17 protein-coding genes are annotated in these 19,809 nt (G+C 58.5%); 9 read left to right on the top strand and 8 right to left on the bottom strand.

What is annotated here, in order from left to right; all coding sequences use genetic code 11:
- Positions 1–5 precede the first annotated feature (5 nt).
- The gene (locus tag AAID99_RS00950; RefSeq protein WP_498492804.1) at positions 6–755 is read right to left on the bottom strand and encodes a copper homeostasis protein CutC; all 750 of its coding nucleotides are present in this window, start codon (positions 753–755) and stop codon (positions 6–8) included.
- A gap of 13 nt (positions 756–768) precedes the next feature.
- Positions 769–1,905, bottom strand: a complete 1,137-nt coding sequence (locus tag AAID99_RS00945; protein WP_188424737.1) for an ROK family transcriptional regulator — start codon at positions 1,903–1,905, stop codon at positions 769–771.
- A gap of 291 nt (positions 1,906–2,196) precedes the next feature.
- Between AAID99_RS00945 and AAID99_RS00940 the strand changes: the two genes are divergently transcribed.
- From AAID99_RS00940 to AAID99_RS00925, 4 genes are all read left to right on the top strand, one after another.
- On the top strand, positions 2,197–3,105 hold the full coding sequence (locus AAID99_RS00940; protein WP_188424735.1) for an ROK family protein: 909 nt from the start codon (positions 2,197–2,199) through the stop codon (positions 3,103–3,105).
- A 56-nt stretch (positions 3,106–3,161) separates the two neighbouring features.
- Positions 3,162–4,442 carry a glucose/galactose MFS transporter gene (gluP, locus tag AAID99_RS00935; RefSeq protein WP_188424732.1) on the top strand — a complete coding sequence of 427 codons (1,281 nt, stop codon included), beginning with the start codon at positions 3,162–3,164 and terminating at the stop codon, positions 4,440–4,442.
- Positions 4,443–4,446: 4 nt separating this feature from the next.
- A complete protein-coding gene (gene nagA, locus AAID99_RS00930) occupies positions 4,447–5,565 on the top strand; it encodes an N-acetylglucosamine-6-phosphate deacetylase (protein WP_498492801.1) in 1,119 nt (372 codons plus the stop codon).
- A 303-nt stretch (positions 5,566–5,868) separates the two neighbouring features.
- Positions 5,869–7,272 (top strand): carbohydrate porin, encoded by a 1,404-nt coding sequence (locus AAID99_RS00925; RefSeq protein WP_188425371.1) that lies wholly within the window; start codon positions 5,869–5,871, stop codon positions 7,270–7,272.
- Positions 7,273–7,313: 41 nt separating this feature from the next.
- Here AAID99_RS00925 and ade read toward each other — a convergent pair whose 3' ends face one another.
- Positions 7,314–9,014, bottom strand: a complete 1,701-nt coding sequence (ade, locus tag AAID99_RS00920; RefSeq protein WP_498494226.1) for an adenine deaminase — start codon at positions 9,012–9,014, stop codon at positions 7,314–7,316.
- Positions 9,015–9,067: 53 nt separating this feature from the next.
- Complete coding sequence (locus AAID99_RS00915; protein ID WP_498492799.1) at positions 9,068–10,675, bottom strand: NAD(P)/FAD-dependent oxidoreductase; 1,608 nt, start codon at positions 10,673–10,675, stop codon at positions 9,068–9,070.
- A gap of 405 nt (positions 10,676–11,080) precedes the next feature.
- Between AAID99_RS00915 and AAID99_RS00910 the strand changes: the two genes are divergently transcribed.
- From AAID99_RS00910 to AAID99_RS00895, 4 genes are all read left to right on the top strand, one after another.
- Positions 11,081–11,281 (top strand): hypothetical protein, encoded by a 201-nt coding sequence (locus AAID99_RS00910; protein WP_498492797.1) that lies wholly within the window; start codon positions 11,081–11,083, stop codon positions 11,279–11,281.
- Between the two features lie 87 nt (positions 11,282–11,368).
- A complete protein-coding gene (locus AAID99_RS00905) occupies positions 11,369–11,644 on the top strand; it encodes a FeoA family protein (protein ID WP_229719467.1) in 276 nt (91 codons plus the stop codon).
- Positions 11,645–11,650: 6 nt separating this feature from the next.
- Positions 11,651–13,522: a ferrous iron transporter B gene (gene feoB, locus AAID99_RS00900; protein ID WP_498492795.1), complete on the top strand. Its 1,872-nt coding sequence runs from the start codon at positions 11,651–11,653 to the stop codon at positions 13,520–13,522.
- A complete protein-coding gene (locus AAID99_RS00895) occupies positions 13,519–13,707 on the top strand; it encodes a hypothetical protein (protein ID WP_188424721.1) in 189 nt (62 codons plus the stop codon). The genes feoB and AAID99_RS00895 overlap by 4 nt, the downstream gene beginning before the upstream one ends.
- A 156-nt stretch (positions 13,708–13,863) precedes the next feature.
- Here the strand turns inward: AAID99_RS00895 and AAID99_RS00890 are convergent, their stop codons facing one another.
- The 4 genes from AAID99_RS00890 to xdhA form a co-directional block, all read right to left on the bottom strand.
- Positions 13,864–14,541: an HAD family hydrolase gene (locus tag AAID99_RS00890; RefSeq protein ID WP_229719466.1), complete on the bottom strand. Its 678-nt coding sequence runs from the start codon at positions 14,539–14,541 to the stop codon at positions 13,864–13,866.
- 72 nt (positions 14,542–14,613) lie between these two features.
- Complete coding sequence (gene xdhC / locus AAID99_RS00885; protein ID WP_498494225.1) at positions 14,614–15,417, bottom strand: xanthine dehydrogenase accessory protein XdhC; 804 nt, start codon at positions 15,415–15,417, stop codon at positions 14,614–14,616.
- On the bottom strand, positions 15,414–17,714 hold the full coding sequence (gene xdhB, locus AAID99_RS00880) for a xanthine dehydrogenase molybdopterin binding subunit (RefSeq protein ID WP_498494224.1): 2,301 nt from the start codon (positions 17,712–17,714) through the stop codon (positions 15,414–15,416). The genes xdhC and xdhB overlap by 4 nt, the downstream gene beginning before the upstream one ends.
- Before the next feature lie 67 nt (positions 17,715–17,781).
- Positions 17,782–19,239: a xanthine dehydrogenase small subunit gene (gene xdhA, locus AAID99_RS00875; protein ID WP_188424717.1), complete on the bottom strand. Its 1,458-nt coding sequence runs from the start codon at positions 19,237–19,239 to the stop codon at positions 17,782–17,784.
- Between the two features lie 188 nt (positions 19,240–19,427).
- Here xdhA and AAID99_RS00870 point away from each other — a divergent pair, with 188 nt between their 5' ends.
- A complete protein-coding gene (locus AAID99_RS00870) occupies positions 19,428–19,706 on the top strand; it encodes an HU family DNA-binding protein (RefSeq protein WP_025840521.1) in 279 nt (92 codons plus the stop codon).
- Positions 19,707–19,809: the final 103 nt, after the last annotated feature.

Raw genomic sequence — 19,809 nt, 5'->3', positions numbered from 1 at the left:
AACGGTTAGCCGTGCTGTGCCGCGCAGGCTGCCTGGTACAGCCGCACGATCTCCACCGGGCACGTCACGGCATGATCCGCCGCGAATCCGAATTGAAGCAGACGTTCATCCTGCACTGCTGTTTTCTGACGACAAGAGGCGTGGAAGGATTTCACCCCGGATATTTTAGAAAGTGTAGTAACTTTATCAGCACGAACAAAGCCACCCGCCATGATATCGATGCGACCGGCCGCTCGTTCGCGCAATTGCCGCAACATGTCAGCGCCATCGGGCGCCCTTGGCGTCAGGCCAGAGGTCAGGATACGCTCAAAACCCAGCGCGATCGCCTGATCGAGTGCTTCGAAAGGATCGGGCACGAGATCGAAAACACGATGCAACTGACGGCGCAGAGGACCGCATGCCTCAGACAAGCGTGCCAGCATCGCCATATCGAGCCGTGAATCAGACAAGGCCGCCCCCAGCACGACACCGGCAAGACCCGCCTCGCGTATGGCCGCGATATCGCCGAGCATCTGCGCTTCCTCATCGGAGGAAAAGACAAAATGCCCGGAGCGAGGCCTGACCATAGCAAAAACAGGAACTTGCGATTGTCGGGCCAGGGCGATCAGCCCCGGTGTCGGCGTCAGACCGCCCAGATCCAGAGCCCCGCATAATTCTATACGCGACACACAATCGAGTTGGGCCGCAAAGAGCCCCTGCGCGTCATCGACGCAGATTTCCAGACTGATGTCATCGCGCGTATCGGCAGCACTCATGACGCGCCTCGTTTCAGAGACTGGTATTGCCGAACAGAAAATGCTGCGCCGCCAGACTTGCCGCACCTGTCGCGAAATCGTTCGGATAGAGCGGCCCGAGAACAAGTTCGGTCTGATAGCTTTCACGACGCAGCACATGCGCCTCAACAGCCTGCTTCAACGCCCTCGCAAACACGCTCTCGACAAGATGCGGGTCAAGCCTCACGACAATGCGCAACGGGTCTATGAACTGGATGACCTGGGAAAGAGAGACACCCAGCGCTGTGCCAGCGCGGTGCAAAATAGCCAGCGCCTCGGGTTGCCCCTCGGTTGCAAGCTCGACAATCTGCCCGATATCGCCCGGCAGCCCTGAGCGGCGCGCAGCCCCCAATATGGCAGGCAGGGCAGCAACGGTTTCAAGACAGCCACGATTGCCGCATCGACACGGGAGGGCCTCAAGATCAATCGCGATCGGAGAATGGGAGATTTCGCCCGCTCCGCCGTGATGACCCCGATGCAAATGCCGGTTGATGATATGGGCGCCCCCAATACCCTCGCTGACGAAGACGAGGCTGAAATCGTCCAGTTCTCCGGAATTGCCGAAAAGCTGCTCACCAATGATCAGAGCATTGGCATCATTCTCGACGAAAACCGGCAAGCCTGTCATCTCGGCAAGACGCGGGCCGATATCGACATCTGTCCATCCCAGCGTGGCTGAGGCCAGGCATATCTGACTGTTCCCCGAAACGATTCCGGCAATCACCACGCCGATTCCGGCCAATGCCCCAATAGTGTCGGGATAGGCATCTCTAATATCCTGCACGGCACCCGCCATGGCCGCGAGACAGGCCTCGACATCGGTGACGAGAGGCATGGTGAACTGCCTGTGAACCTTGCCATGCGGATCGGTCAGAACGATATGCGCCGGATCAGCCTGCAACGAAATACCGATGAAACTGGCGGCATCCTGCCGAAGGCCCAGCATGACGGCTGGCCGCCCAAAACCGAACACACGCTCGCGCTCATCGAGAATATTCTGCTCGATCAACTCCCTCACCAACGCCGTGACACTGGCCTTGCTGAGGTTGAGAATACGAGCAAGATCGGTACGGCTCTGCGGACCGGATCGGCTGAGCACGCTCAGTATACGGTGATGACCTGTAGAGAACATAAATTATTTCATTTGCTAAATTAAATAAACCCACCTTACGGTCTCATCCCGTGCTCCTGAAGAGCAGCACCAACACCAGCCCACCATTGCTTGGCTCAGGAGTCAGATTTCATAGTAGCGACACGCGCATTAATCTGTCCATAAGCGACAGTGAAAAATTATAATGCTGTATCGCCCAATACATCTGGCGACCATAATATGATCAGGTAAGATTATGAAATGATTAAGTCACCCCTAAAAACCCAGCTAAACGACCTAAAATAAAAAATAAAAACATACTGAAGGCACTAAATGGCAAAGCTGATGAACACGCGCGCCCCAACGCTCCTTTGCGCCGATATCGGCGGCTCTCACATGCGTATTGCCCGGGTCACCCCAGACCTGAATCTCGTTGAGCGCCGCCAGATTGCCACGCCCGGGCATGATTTGACGCTTTTTGTCGACGCCTTCTCACAGATGGTCCACCAATCCCCGGTCGGTATCGAGGCAATCCACCTCTCCCTCGCCGGCCTGCAGGACCCTGAAACTGCCGAGTGCAACGCAGCCAATATTCCCTGCATCAGCGGCATCGCTCTTGCCCCTCTTCTGAGTCAGAAACTCGGCATGACGGTACGGATCGCCAATGACGCCGATTGCTTTGCGTTGGCTGAAGCCAGAGCAGGCGCAGGAATGGGCCATGACAACGTGTTCGGGATCATTCTCGGAACAGGCGTCGGGGGCGGTCTTGTGCAGAACGGCAGACTTATCGTTGGAAGGCAGGGGCTTACCGGCGAATGGGGGCATGGCCCCCTGCTGCGAAGGGGCGACAGGGATTATCCCTATCTCGCCTGCGGATGCGGCCAGTCAGGCTGTCTCGATACGATCGGCGGCGCACGAGGACTGGAAAAATTCCATTTCTGGCGTTGCGAAGAGGTCCGCAGCAGTCGCGAGATCATGACAGGCTGGCTTTCGGGCGAACCATCCTGCCAACGAACGATGGAAGGCTATATCGACCTTCTTTCCGATGCTCTGGCGATCATGATCAATGTCACAGGTGCAAGCTGCGTTCCCGCCGGTGGCGGATTGAGCACAGTCGATGATCTCATCGAGGCACTGGATCGGGCAGTACGCAAGAAATGTCTCTGCAAAACGGCCACTCCGATTATTGTGAAAGCGAAACTTGGAAATGATGCTGGCCTGATCGGGGCGTCTTACCTATAATCCACATAGTTTATTTATTAAAATAAATCTCCCGTTTGCCTGAGGACGTGTTCACCATGCTTAAGGTCCCGTGTACCCAGAACAAATTGGTCGGTCCTTACGGCTATTCCGCACTGGCCGTCTCTGCATTGATCTTCTTTGCCATGGGCTTTGTCACCTGGCTGAACGGCCCGCTTATTTCCTTCGTGCGCGTCGCTTTCTCACTCAGCGAATTCAGCGCCTTTTTCATTCCGCTTGCGTTTTATTTTTCGTTTTTCCTTTTTTCCATTCCGACCTCTCTGATCGCGCAACGGCTGGGGCTGAAAACGGGTCTCACCCTGTCTGTTCTGGTTTCGGCATTGGGTGTTGCTGTCTTCGGACAATTCGTCGCCTGGCGTATCTATCCCGGAGCCCTCACAGGATTGCTGATTCTTGGCGCCGGTATTTCTCTCATGCAGGTCGTCATCAACCCGCTCGTCAGCCTGCTTGGCCCGCCGGAACGTGCCGCCCAACGCATCTCGATCATGGGCATCTGCAACAAGGCCGCAGGCATTCTCGCACCGATCGTGCTGGGGCTTCTGGTCATGCGCAATATCGGTGCCGTTGCCGAAAAGGCGCAATCGGCAACCGACCCGGCCGTACGCGAAGCGCTGCTCAATAATTTTGTTCAGGCGCTTTATGCCCCCTATCTCGGCATGGCTGGCATACTGGTCCTGATCGCCATCGTGGTAGCCTTCGCGCCTCTGCCCAATCTCGAAGCACCCGTCATTTCTTCCGGCGAGGGGTCACAGCATCGCTTTTTCAAGCCGCATCTCGTTTTCGGCTTTATCGCCATGTTCCTGTATGTCGGCATAGAAGTAATGGCAGGCGATGCCATCGGCACCTATGGCCAAGGCTTCGGCCTGCCGCTGGACGAAACAAAATTCTTCACCGCGCTCACCCTGACCGGCATGCTACTGGGTTACATCATGGGGTTCATTATCGTACCGCGCTTCATGAAACAGGAAGTCTATATGCAGCTTTCCTGTGCGGTGGGCTGCGTTCTGACGGTTCTGGCCGTTCTGACCCAGGGGTATCACTCGGTGTTCTGCGTGGCTCTGCTGGGCGTTACCAATGCCATGATCATGCCGACCATCTTCCCCATTGCCATTCGCGGCGCTGGCCACATGACAGCCATGGCCTCTGCCGTCATGGTCATGTCCTATAGTGGCGGCGCGGTCGTGCCGCAGTTCTATGTGTGGCTCAAACCCGTCTTCGGGTTTCAGGGCATGTTCGCCATGATCGTCATTCCCGCCTATCTGGTCATCCTGGCCTATTCACGCCGTTATGGCCGCGTCGGACTGACCGAACAGGACTGATTTCATGACACAGACACTGACAGGCCAGATCGTTCTGGCTGACCGCCTTCTTGCTGGCACAGTGCGCTTCGACACGCATATTCGGGAGATCGAAGCGGGAGGCGCCGCGCCGCACGATTACATTCTGCCGGGCTTTATCGATGGCCATGTGCATGGAGGTGACGGCGCAGATACGATGGATGGTGCCGCAGCGATAAGGCGTCTGGCGCATTATCATATGCGCCATGGGACGACGACCATTCTGCCGACCACCATCACCCGCCCGTGGGAAGATGTCATCGCCGCCCTGAAGGCCGTTGCGGAGGTCATGCAGAGCCCAGATCCCGACGGGCCGCGCATTCACGGCGCGCATCTCGAAGGGCCGTTCGTCAGTCCTCACAAGCTTGGTGCCCAGCCCCCTTTTGCGATCGCCCCCTCGCCTGAGAAAGTTTCGGAAGTTCTCTCTCTTGGCTGCGTAAGGGTCGTCACCCTCGCCCCGGAACTCGAGCACGCCAGAACAGCCATCGCGAGTCTGGCAGAAGCCGGGGTGCGTATCAGCATCGGCCACACCACCGCCGATTACGAGACAGCCATGGACACGATTGCCACCATCTGCACCTGTGGGGGTATCGCCGGTGGTACGCATCTCTTCAACGCCATGTCTCCGATAGAAGGTCGCAAACCTGGCCCTGTCACGGCTCTGATGTGTCATGACGCGAGCTATGCCGAAATGATTTTCGACACGCATCATGTCCACCCCGCCAGTTTCCGTCTTGCTTCGCGTGTCATGCGCAACCGTCTGCTTTTCGTGACCGATGCCATGCGTGGTGCGGGTCAACCTGACGGCCCGAGCACGCTGGGCGGACAGGATGTCACGATCGAGGGGGGAGTCGTCCGTCTGCCCAACGGCTCGCTCGCAGGGAGTGTGCTGAACCTCGATCAGGCTTTGCGCAATGCGGTGACTCATGGGGCCTCTCTCAACGAGGCAAGCCGATTGGTCAGCGGCAACGCGGCTTCCTATCTGGGGCTCACCGATCGTGGCCTCATCGAGACAGGCAAGCTGGCTGACATGGTCGTGCTCGACCGCGATCTCATCATCAAGGAAGCCTGGGTGGGAGGACGCAAAACCTTCGCGCGCACCTGATTTGCGTTACATTATGCTCAATCTAACCACCGCTTTATAACAATATAACACGAAATTTTGTAGTCACGATCCGTGTCCTCACATCATGACTTTCTGTTAATGCCATCGCCATTATCGACGTCGCTTTCAGCAAATCTACCGAAGAGGCGTCGACCCGATGATTATTTGGCCCGATGGTTATTTGGATTGAGAAACGTGACAAGCAAACCCGAACTGATGCCCCTCCAAGACGACGCCTCTTCTCCGGCGAGCTCTACCAGAAGACGACCAAAGGCAGGACGAGGCCTGAGCATCGTTTTCACGATGGCGCTGCTGGCAGCGACGCAGATGCCCTCTATCGCCAGGGCACAGTCAGAAACGGCCAGAACGCTCGACACCGATCAATACACTGCCATCGGCTTCCCCATCGCAGGACAGGGCGCGGTGCCGATCGGCCCGCTGGTCCCTTCCCTATATGGAAATCCGCATTTGTTCGGCGATTGGGGCGGTGCGCAAAGTTGGATGCAGAAACGCGGCATCTTTCTGAATATCGCACTGAACGAAGAATATATGGGCAATGTGACGGGCGGCCGCACGCGCGACAACGTGCTGGCGGGTCAGGTCGCTGCTGAACTCGACATCGACTGGCAGAAGCTCGCAGGCTTTCAGGGCTTCTGGACCCATCTTCTGGTCGTGAACGGTCATGGCCGTAATTTCAGTTCGACACTGGGCGATTACGTCTCCAATCCTGAGCAGATCTACGGCTCGCGCGGTAATGTCGTAGCGCATCTCGTCTCGATGTATGCCGACAAGACCTTTCTGAATGACCGCGTGATTCTCTCGGCCGGTGTCATCCCCACGGGCACGTTTTTCGATTTTGACGCGCTTGCCTGTAATTTCATGAATGTCAGCGTCTGCGGCAATTTCGCGCCGGGCAAATATGCGCCTGGCGGCCGCGACTGGCCTTCTGCCAATATCGGCGCAGTGCTGCGCGTGCGACCGACCGAGCGCACCTATATCATGGGCGGTCTTTTTGCTGTCAGCCCGCATGCCTTCAATGGCGGCGTTTCAGGCTGGGCACTGGCTCAGGACGGGCTGGGCAAACTCAGCTCACAATTCGAGACCGGCTGGGACCCAGCCTTTGGCAAGGACAAGCTGCTCGGCCACTACAAGATCGGCTTCTATTACGACAATTCGCGCTATCCCAATCTCTATGAAGACCGGTATGGCGGGTCCTATCAGGCCAGCGGGCTGGCCGCCCGCAAGGAATCCGGCATGTGGTCGAGCTGGTTCATGTTCGACCAGATGTTGGTCAGAAGCGGCAAAGGCATTGCAGACGGTCTGATCGTGATCGGTGGCGTGGGCTATGCGCAAGGCAATGTCGTTGCCATGCGCGACCATGAATGGATCGGCCTGCTGCAAAGTGGCTCCCCCTGGCATCGCCCGCTCGATGAAGTCGGCATCATGTTCCAGCATATGAACATGAGCCGCTCGATCCGCCTTCAGCAACAGTCTTCCGTAGCGCTCGGCCTGCCCTTCGTTTCCAACCAGTGGGGCAATGTGTATGGCGTGCAGAACTGGGAGCAGGTCTACGAGGCCTTCTACAGCCTGCATGTCCTGCCCGCGACCTCGCTGCAATTCGACTTCCAGTATCTGCAGCACCCCGGTGCCACGACCACATTCAAGGACGCCGCCATTCTGGGTGGCCAGCTGACGACGAATTTCTGACCCTCATCCAGCCCCGGTCTGGCCGGGGCTGGATGAGGCACCTAGGGGACCAGGGTCATGCTGTCGACATCAATCAGACCAAGATCAGTGATCTTGAGATGGGGGATGACGGGCAGAGGCAGAAAAGCCAGCTGCAGGAATGGCTCTTCCAGTGTGCCGCCCATGCCGCCTACCGCACGGCGCAGGGATTCAAGATCGTCGCGTACCGTCTCGAAGGGCTGATCGCTCATCAGACCTGCAATCGGCAGACTGAGTTCGGCAATCACCCGACCGCCATCGACCGCCACGAAACCGCCCCCGAGTTCAGTCAACCGTGACACGGCCAGTGCCATATCGGCATCACTCATGCCGACAACGCAGAGATTATGGCTGTCATGCCCGACTGAAGAGGCCAGTGCGCCTTCCTTCAACCCAAAACCCTGCACGAAACCGCGTCCGATATTGGCGTTCTTGCCATGGCGCGCAATGACACAGATCTTCGCAACGTCCTGCGTCACATCTGGCAAGACCCGATCATCGACGCTCGGCAGATCGAAACGTCTAAAAGCCGTGATGATCTGCCCCGGGATGATACCGATCACTGCGCGCTGCTCGCCCGAACCCTCCACCACGAAATCCTGCTCTGTGATGGGCGCCGCCAGTCTGACAGAACCGTATCCGGTGGGCGGGACCAGATCGCGACTGTCAAAAAGAGCGTCATCGACTAAGCGCCCTGCGGAAAGGACCTGTGCGACCTGACAGGTGTCGAGATCATCCAGCAGAACGATATCAGCGCGCATTCCCGGCGCGATCTGGCCACGGTCGCGCAGCCCGAAAGCCCGTGCTGCCGAGAGCGAGGCCGCGCGATAGGCCGCCAATGGCTTCACGCCAAGACCGATCGCCTTACGGATAAGAAAATCGATATGGCCTTCATGCGCAATTTCGAGCGGATTACGATCATCTGTGCAGAAAGCGAAAAACTGTGAGGTCTCAGGCGTCAAAAGAGGGGCAAGTGCCTCGAGATCCTTGCAGACAGATCCTTCACGAATAAGGATCGTCATGCCCTTGCGGATTTTTTCCAGCGCTTCTTCAGCGGCGGTCGCCTCATGATCGGTCGAGATACCGGCAGACAAATAGCCATTCAGTTTCTTGCCACGCAGCAACGGCGCATGACCGTCGATATGTTCCCCGGCGAAAGCTGCCAGCTTGTCGAGACAATCGGGCTGACCGGAGAGCACCCCCGGAAAATTCATGAACTCGGCGAGACCGATGACCTTGGGATGATCGCGATAGGCGATGAGCGACGCCGCATCGAGAATGGCACCCGATGTCTCGACCGGCGTCGCGGGCACGCAGCTCGACAGATTGACCCGCAGATCCATGATCGTGCGGCTGGCGCAGTCCAGAAAATAATCGAAGGCTTGCCCGCCAAGCACATTGGCCATCTCATGCGGGTCGCAAATGGCGGTGGTCACGCCATGCGGCAAAACGCAGCGATCGAACTCGAACGGGGTGATCAGAGAGGATTCGACATGCAGATGCGTGTCAATAAAGCCGGGCACGGCAATCTTGCCCGTGCCGTCTATCTCACGCCTGCCTTCGTAACGATCCAGAGTGCCAACAATACGATCACCGCAGATAGCGATATCGCCCGGCAGGATTTCCCCTGTAACCAGATCGAACAGCCCGACATTGCGTATGACAAGATCCGCAGGCTCCTTGCCACCACCTTGCTGAATTCGCTGTTCGATAAGCTGGCGCATCATGATCTCCCCGCCGGTTTGAACCCACTATATAGGCGGGGCGATCATGGCTTTCAAACGGACACGGAATTCAGCTCTGCCTCCATGCTTGCAGCGCGAGCCATGGACTCTTCAGTCATGAGACGCTTTCTCATTTCATAGAAATTCCGGTCGAACGTCTTTGTCTCCATGATAGACTCAGCCAGTTCCAACAGAATTTTCATATGATAATCGAGCACAACTGAAATATTTTCATCACTTTTGTCTTCGACGATAATAGCACCATTCGCATATTCCTGAATCGAGCCCGCAAGATTGATGAAATCCGCAAGCTCATAATCTTTCGAGACTGATCCGGGCTGCTTCAGATATTCCAGAACCTCGTGATGAAGATCATAGAACGCGGTAATCTTACCGTGAATTGACTCAATATAGGCTATATTCTCGAATTTCCCGTTCATGAAAAGCACACACATGAACAGAAAATAGAAAGTCGTGTCCCAGTTCGTTTTGACGAACATGTAATTCCAATCGCCGAAACCGTCATAGGAGTTGCGATGCGTATCGGCAAAGCCCGCATAGGCCTCGTCAAGCAGACCATTCATCTGATTGATGAAAAGCGGCCCGGTAGGCTTGGTAATGGCGTTTGTGATCATTGTATTGGCCAGACCGATCACATCCGTTCCATTCGAATACATCGGATCGACAAAGCCGGCAGCTTCTCCCGTGAGCGCCCAGCCATTAGCCGAGATATACTGTTCCGAAAGATAGGAGTAATTCCGCAGCATGACGAAATCGATCACATCGAAATTTTTCGCCTCCAGATAGGACTGAAGACGCGGTTCATGCTGCTGCAACCAGGACATGGCAAGCGGGTGCGAACTCATGGAAGAGAGTTTATGCACCGCATTGTCGAAAACGATCCCTATGCTGGTTGTTTCCTCGTTTATCGGGATGATCCACACCCAGTAACCACGCCCCACGAGATGGGTGGTGCTGTGCCATCTCTCGCTTGAGTCGAGAAACGAGTTGGCAGGGTCACGCGACGCCAGAAATTCGTTGATGTTGACGTTGCCACCGACACGAAACCAGACAGAAGAATGATTGATGCCTGAATCCTTCTGCAGTCCGAACTTCTTCATCAGAACGCGACCACGGCCGGAAGCATCGACTACCCAGCGGGCATTCCGCTTTTTGACACAGCCGTCATGGTCTCTGACAGCCACAGAGTTGACCCCGTCCTTGCGCTCGAAATCGAGAACCCGGTTGTTTTCGAGCAGCGTGATCGACGGCCTGATCAGTCCGAGCAGGTAATTTTCGAGCTTGCCCCGATCGATCTGATAAGTGGCGTGCCGGGGATAGAAGCTCAGACCCAGTTCGCGATAGGGATCGTCTTCGGCAACGCCTTCAGTCTGGATGATCCGAAGCCCCATCTTGCGTATGTGATGGTCCTGCAAATGCTGCGCACAGCCAATCGTCTCGGCAAGATAAAACGCGCCGATCTCGACCGTTGACTCACCAACCTTGTGAATACGCTCGGGATTGGGAAATCTGCGATTATGCACGATGCAGATATCGAGGCCCGGATCTGCCATCAGCAATTGCCGCGCCAAGGTGAGACCAGCCAGGCCAGCTCCTATGATCAGCACATCATGGGATGTATTCGATACGTTATCAGACAAGACACCGCCCTCTATTGAGGTCATTATTTTGCAGGAAATTCAGCCGAATGGTTAACAGACGGGGGTCGATTACCTATTCCCGCACCTCAACATAGGCAAAATCACAACCGCGTTATAGATCGATTACAAAAAATAATTTTCGTTAATTCAAACAGAATGAAGCGATTTAGAAAAATTACGTCACATCATAGGATAAAGTTATGGACTGCCCCTCAACCAAATTGAGTGTTCATATCAGGCAGATAAGGAATACAGCGTTGAGAATGATCCCTCGACAAGATCAGCAAGATTAACGCCTCTGAAGAGCAATCGTATTTTGTTAAGCGAGAGGAGCTCCGCTGCCATGCCTTTTCCCGAAAGCGAACGCCAACTCCTTCTTGCTGGCAAGGGAGCGGCCCCACCGTCTTGCAGCGGATCGAAGAGAACGGCATCCATTGCCTCGCTGATCTAGCAAACCAAACAGCACAGGCATTATGCTACCGGACCGCAGCGAAGCTCGGCGCCACCTGCTGGTCGAACAGCCCTCAGGCACGGTCGGCCATCGCCGCTGCCATCGAGATCGCTCAGAGCGATGTGCACAACGCCGGTCCGCACAAAAGCCTATGACATGAAACGACCTTGGCGAGGTTTCATACCCGTCCCTCTTCCCTAAGAATTCGTGAAGGCCTATCTTGGCAAGTGAGAAGCGTTCTCATGGAACGCCATGATCTTGCTCAGGTGGGCCTACCCATGACACTCGACACCTTGCCTAAAGGGGCTCACGCGATCATCAGCCAGGTTGTCGCGCGCATGAAAGATGATCCGATTGCGACGCGTCTCGGCGAGCTTGGCTTCATTCCCGGTGCGCCGGTCGAAATCGTGGCGACAGGCCCGGTCGGCCATGATCCGATAGCTGTCCGTCTGGGGTCCACCTGCTTTGCCCTGCGCCGTGGTGAAGCCTCGCGTATCACGCTCGAACACGATCTCTGACGTCTGATGAATGCGATCACCCCGCCGGAATCGGTTACAAGGCCTTTGAGGGCTGCGCTTGTCGGCAATCCGAACTGCGGCAAGACCTCGCTATTCAACCAGCTGACCGGCAGCAGACAGAAGGTCGCAAACTATGCGGGCGTGACTGTCGAGCGCAAGGAAGGGCGGTTCACCACCCCACAAGGCCGAGCGGTTCGGCTGCTCGATCTGCCGGGTGCCTATAGCCTGAGCGCCACCAGCCCCGATGAAGATGTCACGCGCGATGTCTGCATGGGGCGCCATGCGGTCGAGAAACAGCCCGATCTGATCATCTGTGTCGTCTCGGCCAGCAATCTGCGCCTGCATCTGCGCTTCCTGCTAGAACTGGTGCAGCTCGGCCGCCCCATGCTGGTCGTGCTCAACATGATGGACGAGGCCGCCCGTATTGGCCTCAAGATCGACGTACCCGGCCTTGCCGCCGCTATTGGTGTGCCGATCATACCGACCATCAGCCTGCGCAAGAGCGGCGTGACTCATCTGCTCGAAGCGCTCGAAAAGCCCGAATTCCCACTTCCCCCGGCCTTGCCGGAGGGCGTGGATCTGCACGCTCTGGTCGGGTCGCTGATTGCACGCTTTACCAATGAATCGTCGCTCAAGAGCGACAGAATGGCCGACAAGCTCGATCGGTGGTTTCTGCACCCGGTATGGGGGCCGATCATTCTTCTGGTCGTGCTGTTCTTCATGTTCCAGACGGTTTTCGCCTGGGCACAGCCGATCATGGATGCGCTCGAAGCGGGGATCACCTCTCTTGGTCAGATGCTCGTCTCGCCTCTGCCTGAGGGGCTGCTGCGCAGCCTGCTGGCAGATGGGGTGATTGCGGGCGCAGGCACGGTGATCGTCTTCCTGCCTCAAATCCTGATCCTGTTCCTCTGGATCCTGACCCTTGAGGAAACCGGTTATCTGCCACGCGCAGCCTTTCTGCTTGACAGGATCATGGCGTTGGCCGGGTTGAGCGGGCGCTCCTTCATCCCGCTGCTATCGAGCTTTGCCTGTGCCATTCCCGGCATCATGGCGGCGCGCACCATCCAGAACCCGCGCGACCGTCTGGTCACGATCCTGATCGCGCCGCTCATGACCTGCTCGGCGCGGTTGCCTGTCTATACGCTTCTGATCGCGGCCTTTGTGCCGCACCGCACTGTGCTGGGCTTTCTGGGGCTGCAGGGACTGGTGCTATTCGGTCTCTATTTCGTGGCCATCGTGAGCGGCATCATTGCGGCGCGCCTCATGACGCGCGGTGTGGAGTCAGAAGAGCATCCCCTGATGCTGGAACTCCCCCCCTATCGCACGCCGAATCTCAAGAGCGTAGCGCTCGGGCTGTGGCAGCGCGCAGTGATGTTTCTGTCGCGTGTCGGCACCATCATCGTCTCGCTGAATGTGCTGCTCTGGGCGCTCTCGAGCTTCCCCTCGCCACCGGCCAATGCCACAGGGGCCGCCATCGATTACAGCCTTGCGGGCATGATCGGCCACTGGATGCTGCCGGTCTTCGCCCCTATCGGCTTCAACTGGCAGATCTGCGTTTCACTGATTCCTGGCCTCGCCGCACGCGAAGTCGCGGTCAGTGCGCTCGCCACCGTTTACGCGCTAGGCGCCAATGACGACACCGCAGCCAGCCAGCTCATGCCTCTGCTCAGCGCCCACTGGAGCATGGCCACCGCGTTTTCCCTGCTGGCCTGGTATGTCTATGCGCCGCAATGCATCTCGACCCTGGCGGTCATGCGCCGCGAAACGCGCTCGCTCAAGGTCGTTCTGGGCGCCGCCGCCTATCTGTTCGGCCTTGCTTACATGGCCGCGCTGCTTACCTATCATGTGACACGCGCCCTCACAGGAGCCCCCTCATGATCCAGAGCCTTATTGTCATTGCCCTCGTCGTGGTTGCCCTGCTTTTCTGGCTGAACAGGCTTTTCCCTGTTCACGCGGCGCGCCTCAAGGCCCAACTCGGCATTGCCCGGCAGACCGCGCCCGGCGGAGCCCCCAAGAAGGGCTGTGCTGGCTGTGACGGCTGCAAGGGCGGCGGCTGCCACTAGGCCTTCCGAAAGCCACGGATCACGCCGGGCGTTCCAAAAGGCAGTCGATTATCCAGCGGGCTGCTGACAAGACGACACGAAATGACAGGTCGGTGTGGAGCGCTCTTGCTGCCCCTGTTTCCAAGGGCAACCGCGCAAAACCAGCCCTCCGGCAAGTCAGGCTGCGCTATCGGCGCACTCAATGAAGTCGCGGACTTCATGCAGATTGTCCATGATCGCATGCGCCTTGGAAATGATTTCCTCATTCGGTGCCATGAGATCAGGCACGACGATCACCCTGATACCGGCAGCATGCGCGGCACGGGCGCCGTTATGGGAATCTTCGATCGCCAGACAATAGGCAGGCTCTATACCGATCGCGGCAGCAGCGCGCAGATAGGGTTCGGGGTCGGGCTTGCCACGTGTCACGTCGTCCCGTGTGATGATCGCATCAAAGCGCTCATAGATGCCGACATGGCGCAGATGGGTCTCCGTGCGCAGCCGGCTGGATGAGGTGGCGATGGCGCGCGGCAATTTGCGCGCATCGAGATAGTCGAGAAGCGGCTCAACGCCCTGCTTCAGGATCAGCCCGCCCGCCTCAACGAGATCATGCAGGCGTTTGTCCTGTGCACGAAAGAGTGCCTCAAGATCGACCTCAGGCCCGTAGGTTTCGACCACGAGACGCGCGCAGGCATCGCCGGGCAGGCCAATCATCTGGCGGGCAAACGCGAGAGGCATGTCATGGCCCAGATCACGCGCCGCCATGACAAACGCCTCGAGCGAGAGCGACTCACTATCGAGCAGCACACCATCCATATCGAACAGGATACCGCGTATCGGCCCGGGTCCGGTCATTCAATTCCTCCTTGCGCCGCCGGAGTGCTGCCGCAGAAATGCGACTGCCCTCTGACCGCCCCTCACCTTGCCCTAATCGGACCGAGAGACCAACCGTGCAGCGAGTTCTGCTGCGACGAAAGCGGCAATGATCTGGGGGCGCTTGTCACGCAGCCCCTGCGCCCCGATGGGGCAAACCAGCGTATCGATCTGCGCCTGGCTGAGCCCGACATCCCGAAAACCCGCCTCAAAGCGCCGCCGTTTGCTTCGGGAACCGATCAACCCGACATAGGCCAGATCCCCCCGCTCGAGGGCTGCGGCCACGATCAACGCATCAAGCGTATGGCTGGGGGTCATGACCAGCGCCCCGTCCCCGGGCTTCAGACCGGCGATTTCGCGCTCCCAATCATCGGTAACGCAGACCCTCACCCCTTCGGGCACCGCGCCGAACTCATCTGCCCGAGGGTCGATCCAGCGCAGGGATAGTGGAAGGAGCGATGCCGCCTGAATGAGCGCACGCCCGACATGGCCGGCGCCGAACACCGCCAGAACCGGCCAGGACAGGCGATGCGCCCTGATCGCACGCAGCTCGGCATCGAGATCGAAAATCGGCTCGTAGCGGATAACCACCACACCGCCACAGCATTGATTGGCCTGCGGCCCCAGAACGAAACGGCTCTCCTCCCGCCCGGCTTCGCCACGCAGGATCTGGCGCGCCCGCGCCAGCGAATCCCATTCGAGCTGACCTCCGCCAATCGTACCGGTCTGGGCTGTCTCGGTGACGAGCATGAAGGCGCCCTGCTCGCGCGGGGTCGAGCCTTTTGCATCGGCCACCACCACGCGAAGCACAGCCACAGCCTGGCGCTGCCAACTGCGAATAAGATCGAAATCGATCAGACGGAGGCTCCATCACTACGCCGCGCGCGCTCCTGCACACGCATGATCGTTCGAAGCAATGTCTCAGGCGTCGCCGGGGCATCGAGCGACGGGCAGGAACGATAGGCGTCAAGGCTCGCAATGGCATCAGACAGCGCATGAAGCACGGCCACGCCATGACAGAGCGGGGGCTCACCTACGGCTTTCGAGCGATAGATCGTTGCCTCGCGATTGGGGGCATCTTCAAGCAATGTAACGTTGAAAATGCGCGGCCGATCCGAGCATGCGGGAATTTTATACGTGCTTGGGGCGTGGGTACGCAGACGACCCTGACCGTCCCAGACCAGCTCTTCTGTCGTCAGCCAGCCAGCGCCCTGAACGAAGGCACCCTCGATCTGCCCGATATCGATTGCCGGATTGAGCGACTCTCCCGCATCGTGAAGAATATCGACGCGATCGATCGTATTCTCACCGGTCAGCAGATCGAGCGTCACCTCAGCGCAGGCTGCGCCATAGGCGAAATAATAGAAGGGCCGCCCCCTACCTGTTGCCGCATCCCACGAAATCTTCGGTGTCTTGTAGAACCCGCTGGCCGAGAGCGAGATACGGGCAAAATAGACCTGCCAGACGAGATCGCGGAAGGAGACGATCTCATCACCAATGCGTACGCCTTCCTGCGTGAAAGCGATCTGCTCCGGCGGGACCTGCCATTTCTCTGCAGCAAAGGCGACCATACGCCCCTTGATCTGGCTGACAGCATCGAGCACCGCCATGCCGTTCAGATCGGCCCCCGAAGAGGCAGCCGTGGCAGAGGTATTGGGCACCTTGCCCGTTGTAGTTGCGGTAATGCGGACACTCTCGGCAGGCAGGGCAAATTCGTGCCGCACGATCTGTACCATCTTGGTGTGCAGCCCCTGCCCCATTTCCGTGCCGCCATGATTCACCTGCACGGAACCATCGGTATAGACATGCACCAGCGCCCCGGCCTGATTGTAATGGGTGGCCGTAAAGGAAATGCCGAATTTGACGGGCACAAGAGCAATGCCCTTGCGCAGGGTCCGGCTCGTGCTGTTGAAATCCCGTAGAGCCTGACGGCGCCTGCGATAATCGCAGCGCTCGGCAAGCTGTGTCATGACCAGATCGGTGATCGAATCCTCGACCACCATGTGATAGGGCGTCACATCGCGTTCGCCCGTGCCATAGACATTGCGCAGACGCACATCCAGCGGGTCCATACCCGTGGCATGGGCAATTTCCTCGATGAGGCGCTCGGCGGCAATGATACCCTGAGGCCCACCAAACCCGCGAAACGCCGTGTTGGACTGCGTATTGGTCTTCAGGGCCAAGGAGCGAAACCGCACATCGGGATAGAAATAGGCGTTATCGGCATGAAAAAGCGCGCGATCGGTCACAGGCCCGGAGAGATCGGCCGACCAGCCGCATCGAGCCGCTAGTTCCATGTCAACAGCCAGAATATCGCCCTGATCGGTAAAGCCGACATCATAGGCCACCTTGAAGTCGTGGCGCTTGCCGGTGATGACCATGTCGTCATCGCGATCAAGGCGCATCTTGGCGGCCTGCCCTGTCAGTGAGGCCGCGAGCGCTGCAAGACAGGCACATCCATTGGCCTGTGACTCCTTGCCGCCAAATCCACCCCCCATACGCCTGATTTCGGTTGTCACAAGGTGATGGGGCAGGCCCAGCACACTGGCCACGAGGTGCTGCGTTTCGGAAGGATGCTGCGTGGAAGACCACAGACGCATCTCGCCTGCTTCGCCGGGCTGAGCCAGCGCTACCTGTCCCTCGAGATAGAAATGCTCCTGACCGCCGATGGTGAGCGTGCCCTGGAGCCGCCTTGGCGCCTTCGCAAGCGCGGGCTCCACATCGCCACGCGCCGTGGTGAGCGGGCGCCAGACCACGGCACTGCCATTGGCCTTCGCGCTGTCGATATCGAGAATGGCAGGCAGTTCCTCATAAACGATACGCGCCAGCTTCACCGCCCGTCTGGCGATAGCGCGCTCTGTTGCGACCACCGCAAAGATCGGCTGGCCGACATGCTGCACCAGATCCTGTGCCAGAAGCGGCTCGTCATTGGCATGAACAGGGCTGGTCTGGTTCTCGCCGGGAATATCCTGTGCGGTCAGCACGCGCACCACACCCGGCAGGGCACGTACAGCCGCAAGATCGATCGAGACGATGCGCGCATGCGCCTTTTCGCTCAGCCCCGGCACCACATGCAAAAGCCCCTTGGGCTCTGGCAGATCGTCAATGTAGAGCGCCCGTCCGGTGACATGCAGTACGGCACTTTCATGCTTCATGTTGCGGGTCGGCTCTGCCGAAGCGGAGGGCGACAGACCATCCGGCGCAACGGGCGATGCAATGGTATCAGACATGAGCGAGCCCTCCGGCCTTGGCGAGGCGCATGGTCTCACCCTGGCTTTCCTCGAAAAAGCGCGTCAGCAAATTGGCCGCGACGGTCTGACGATACCAGGCACTCGCGCGCATATCGTTCAGCGGGGTGAAATCTTCGGCCAGCGCCAGACGTGCGGCCTCGAGCGTGGCCTCATGCCACTTCGCACCGATCAGGACCCCCTCGGCACGCACGGCCCGACACGGCGTTGCCGCCATGCCACCAAACGCCAGACGTGCCTCCTGCACGATCCCCTCGTCGTCGACACGCAGTGCAAAGGCAGCGAGCACGGCCGAGATATCCTGATCGAAGCGTTTCGAGATCTTGTAGCTGCGATAGAATATCCCCTCGGCGAGCGGTGGAATGGTAACAGCTTCCACGAACTCGCCTGCCTGCCGGTCCTGCTTGCCATAGGCCAGAAAATACCGCTCAAGGGGAATTACACGTTTTTCCGCCCCACGGCGCAGGTGAAGCATCGCCCCTGCGGCTATCAGTGCCGGAGGTCCGTCACCGATGGGCGAGCCGTTGGCGATGTTGCCACAGAGCGTCGCGCTGTTGCGTATGGGTGTCGAGCCGATGCGCCCGACCAGCGCGCCAAAATCAGGCAGCAGCGCAGCCAATGCTTCACGTGCAGCATCGTAGGTGACCGCTGCCCCGATATGGAGCCCCTCATCATCGCGCTCGAGCCGCATCAGATTGGGACATTGCCCGATGAAGGCCACGCGCGGCAGGGCGCGCATGGCTTTGGTAACCCAGAGCCCCACATCGGTGGCCCCTGCCACAATCAGTGTATCGGGATGCTCCTGCAGATAGCGTGCCAGCGAGGCCGCGCTGGCAGGCAGGAAGATCGCGCCATGCGAGGTCTCAATCGCGACATCCTCGCCGTCCTGCAACGCTTCAAGCTTTGCGCCCAGCGCTGAAAGCGCCGTTTCAAAGGGGCTGTCCGGAGCGGCAAGGGCCTGCTTCATGGCGCGCACGATGGGCGCATAGCCGGTGCAACGGCAGAGATTACCCGAAAGGGCCGAATCAATCGCCGCGTCATCGTCCGAGCGCTCATCCGCATTGCGATAGGCGACCATCGACATCACAAAACCCGGCGTGCAGAAGCCGCATTGCGCGCCGTTGAGAGTGACCATCGCCTCCTGAACGGGGTGAAGCGCCCCGGCGCTGCCGACATCCTCAATGGTGAACAAGGCAGCGCCATCGAGCATCGGCAGAAGCTGGATGCAGGCATTTACAGCCTTCAAGACCACGCGATCTCCGCGCAGCCGCGCGACTACGACCGTGCAGGCGCCACAATCACCTTCGTTGCATCCTTCTTTCGTGCCTGTGCGGCCTTCGTGACGCAGCCAGTCAAGCAGGGTCTGGTCAGGGGCAACATTGTCCAGACTGACAAGGCGCTCCCCCAGATAGAACCGTATCGACTGACGCATGAAGCCCCCTTCAAAAAGTGGAAAGCAGATGAATGAGAGGGGGCGGCCCCTTCGCCATTTCCCGAAACTCTTGTATGATTGAGAGATTCGACAGCAGAGAACAATCAGGAATATTGCATTTCCTGCCTTGTTCTCGCTTCGAACTGCGCCTAAGGCTCCACGGCCATTCCAAACGCAAGAGGATCACAATGAAATCCACTGATCTGATCGACCGCATCGCCGCCGCAACCGGTGGCACCAAGGCCGACGCCAAGACCGCCCTCGACACGGTCTGGGCCAGCATCATCGACGCCGCCACCAAGGGCGACGAAGTTTCCATTCCGGGCTTCGGCAAGTTCCAGGTCCGTTCGACCGCAGCACGTCAGGGCCGCAACCCGAAGACGGGTGAGACGATCGAGATCGCTGCTTCCAAGAAGCTCAGCTACTCCCCGGCCAAGAACGTCAAGGACGCTCTGACCGGCAAGTAAGCCGATCGAGGCGTTGTCGGCAGCAGCGATCATCGTCGCGCCGCAACGCCTCAGGATCAGGCAGCGCCCTGACTTCTTACGGGAGGCTGGGCCTGCCTTTTCG

Source organism: Asaia sp. Ae19-3, assembly GCF_059801175.1.
The sequence above is the reverse complement of the archived record's forward strand: the minus strand, read 5'-3'. Positions and strand labels throughout refer to the sequence as shown.

What these genes read in the sequence shown, in the direction of transcription:
- xdhB (WP_498494224.1), bottom strand. Translation starts at nt 17,714, where the DNA reads ATGAAGCATGAAAGTGCCGTACTGCATGTCACCGGACGGGCGCTCTAC.
- AAID99_RS00905 (WP_229719467.1), top strand. Translation starts at nt 11,369, where the DNA reads ATGGAACGCCATGATCTTGCTCAGGTGGGCCTACCCATGACACTCGAC.
- xdhA (WP_188424717.1), bottom strand. Translation starts at nt 19,239, where the DNA reads ATGCGTCAGTCGATACGGTTCTATCTGGGGGAGCGCCTTGTCAGTCTG.
- gluP (WP_188424732.1), top strand. Translation starts at nt 3,162, where the DNA reads ATGCTTAAGGTCCCGTGTACCCAGAACAAATTGGTCGGTCCTTACGGC.
- AAID99_RS00925 (WP_188425371.1), top strand. Translation starts at nt 5,869, where the DNA reads ATGGCGCTGCTGGCAGCGACGCAGATGCCCTCTATCGCCAGGGCACAG.
- AAID99_RS00890 (WP_229719466.1), bottom strand. Translation starts at nt 14,541, where the DNA reads ATGACCGGACCCGGGCCGATACGCGGTATCCTGTTCGATATGGATGGT.
- AAID99_RS00950 (WP_498492804.1), bottom strand. Translation starts at nt 755, where the DNA reads ATGAGTGCTGCCGATACGCGCGATGACATCAGTCTGGAAATCTGCGTC.
- nagA (WP_498492801.1), top strand. Translation starts at nt 4,447, where the DNA reads ATGACACAGACACTGACAGGCCAGATCGTTCTGGCTGACCGCCTTCTT.
- AAID99_RS00870 (WP_025840521.1), top strand. Translation starts at nt 19,428, where the DNA reads ATGAAATCCACTGATCTGATCGACCGCATCGCCGCCGCAACCGGTGGC.
- AAID99_RS00895 (WP_188424721.1), top strand. Translation starts at nt 13,519, where the DNA reads ATGATCCAGAGCCTTATTGTCATTGCCCTCGTCGTGGTTGCCCTGCTT.
- AAID99_RS00945 (WP_188424737.1), bottom strand. Translation starts at nt 1,905, where the DNA reads ATGTTCTCTACAGGTCATCACCGTATACTGAGCGTGCTCAGCCGATCC.
- AAID99_RS00940 (WP_188424735.1), top strand. Translation starts at nt 2,197, where the DNA reads ATGGCAAAGCTGATGAACACGCGCGCCCCAACGCTCCTTTGCGCCGAT.
- feoB (WP_498492795.1), top strand. Translation starts at nt 11,651, where the DNA reads ATGAATGCGATCACCCCGCCGGAATCGGTTACAAGGCCTTTGAGGGCT.
- ade (WP_498494226.1), bottom strand. Translation starts at nt 9,014, where the DNA reads ATGCGCCAGCTTATCGAACAGCGAATTCAGCAAGGTGGTGGCAAGGAG.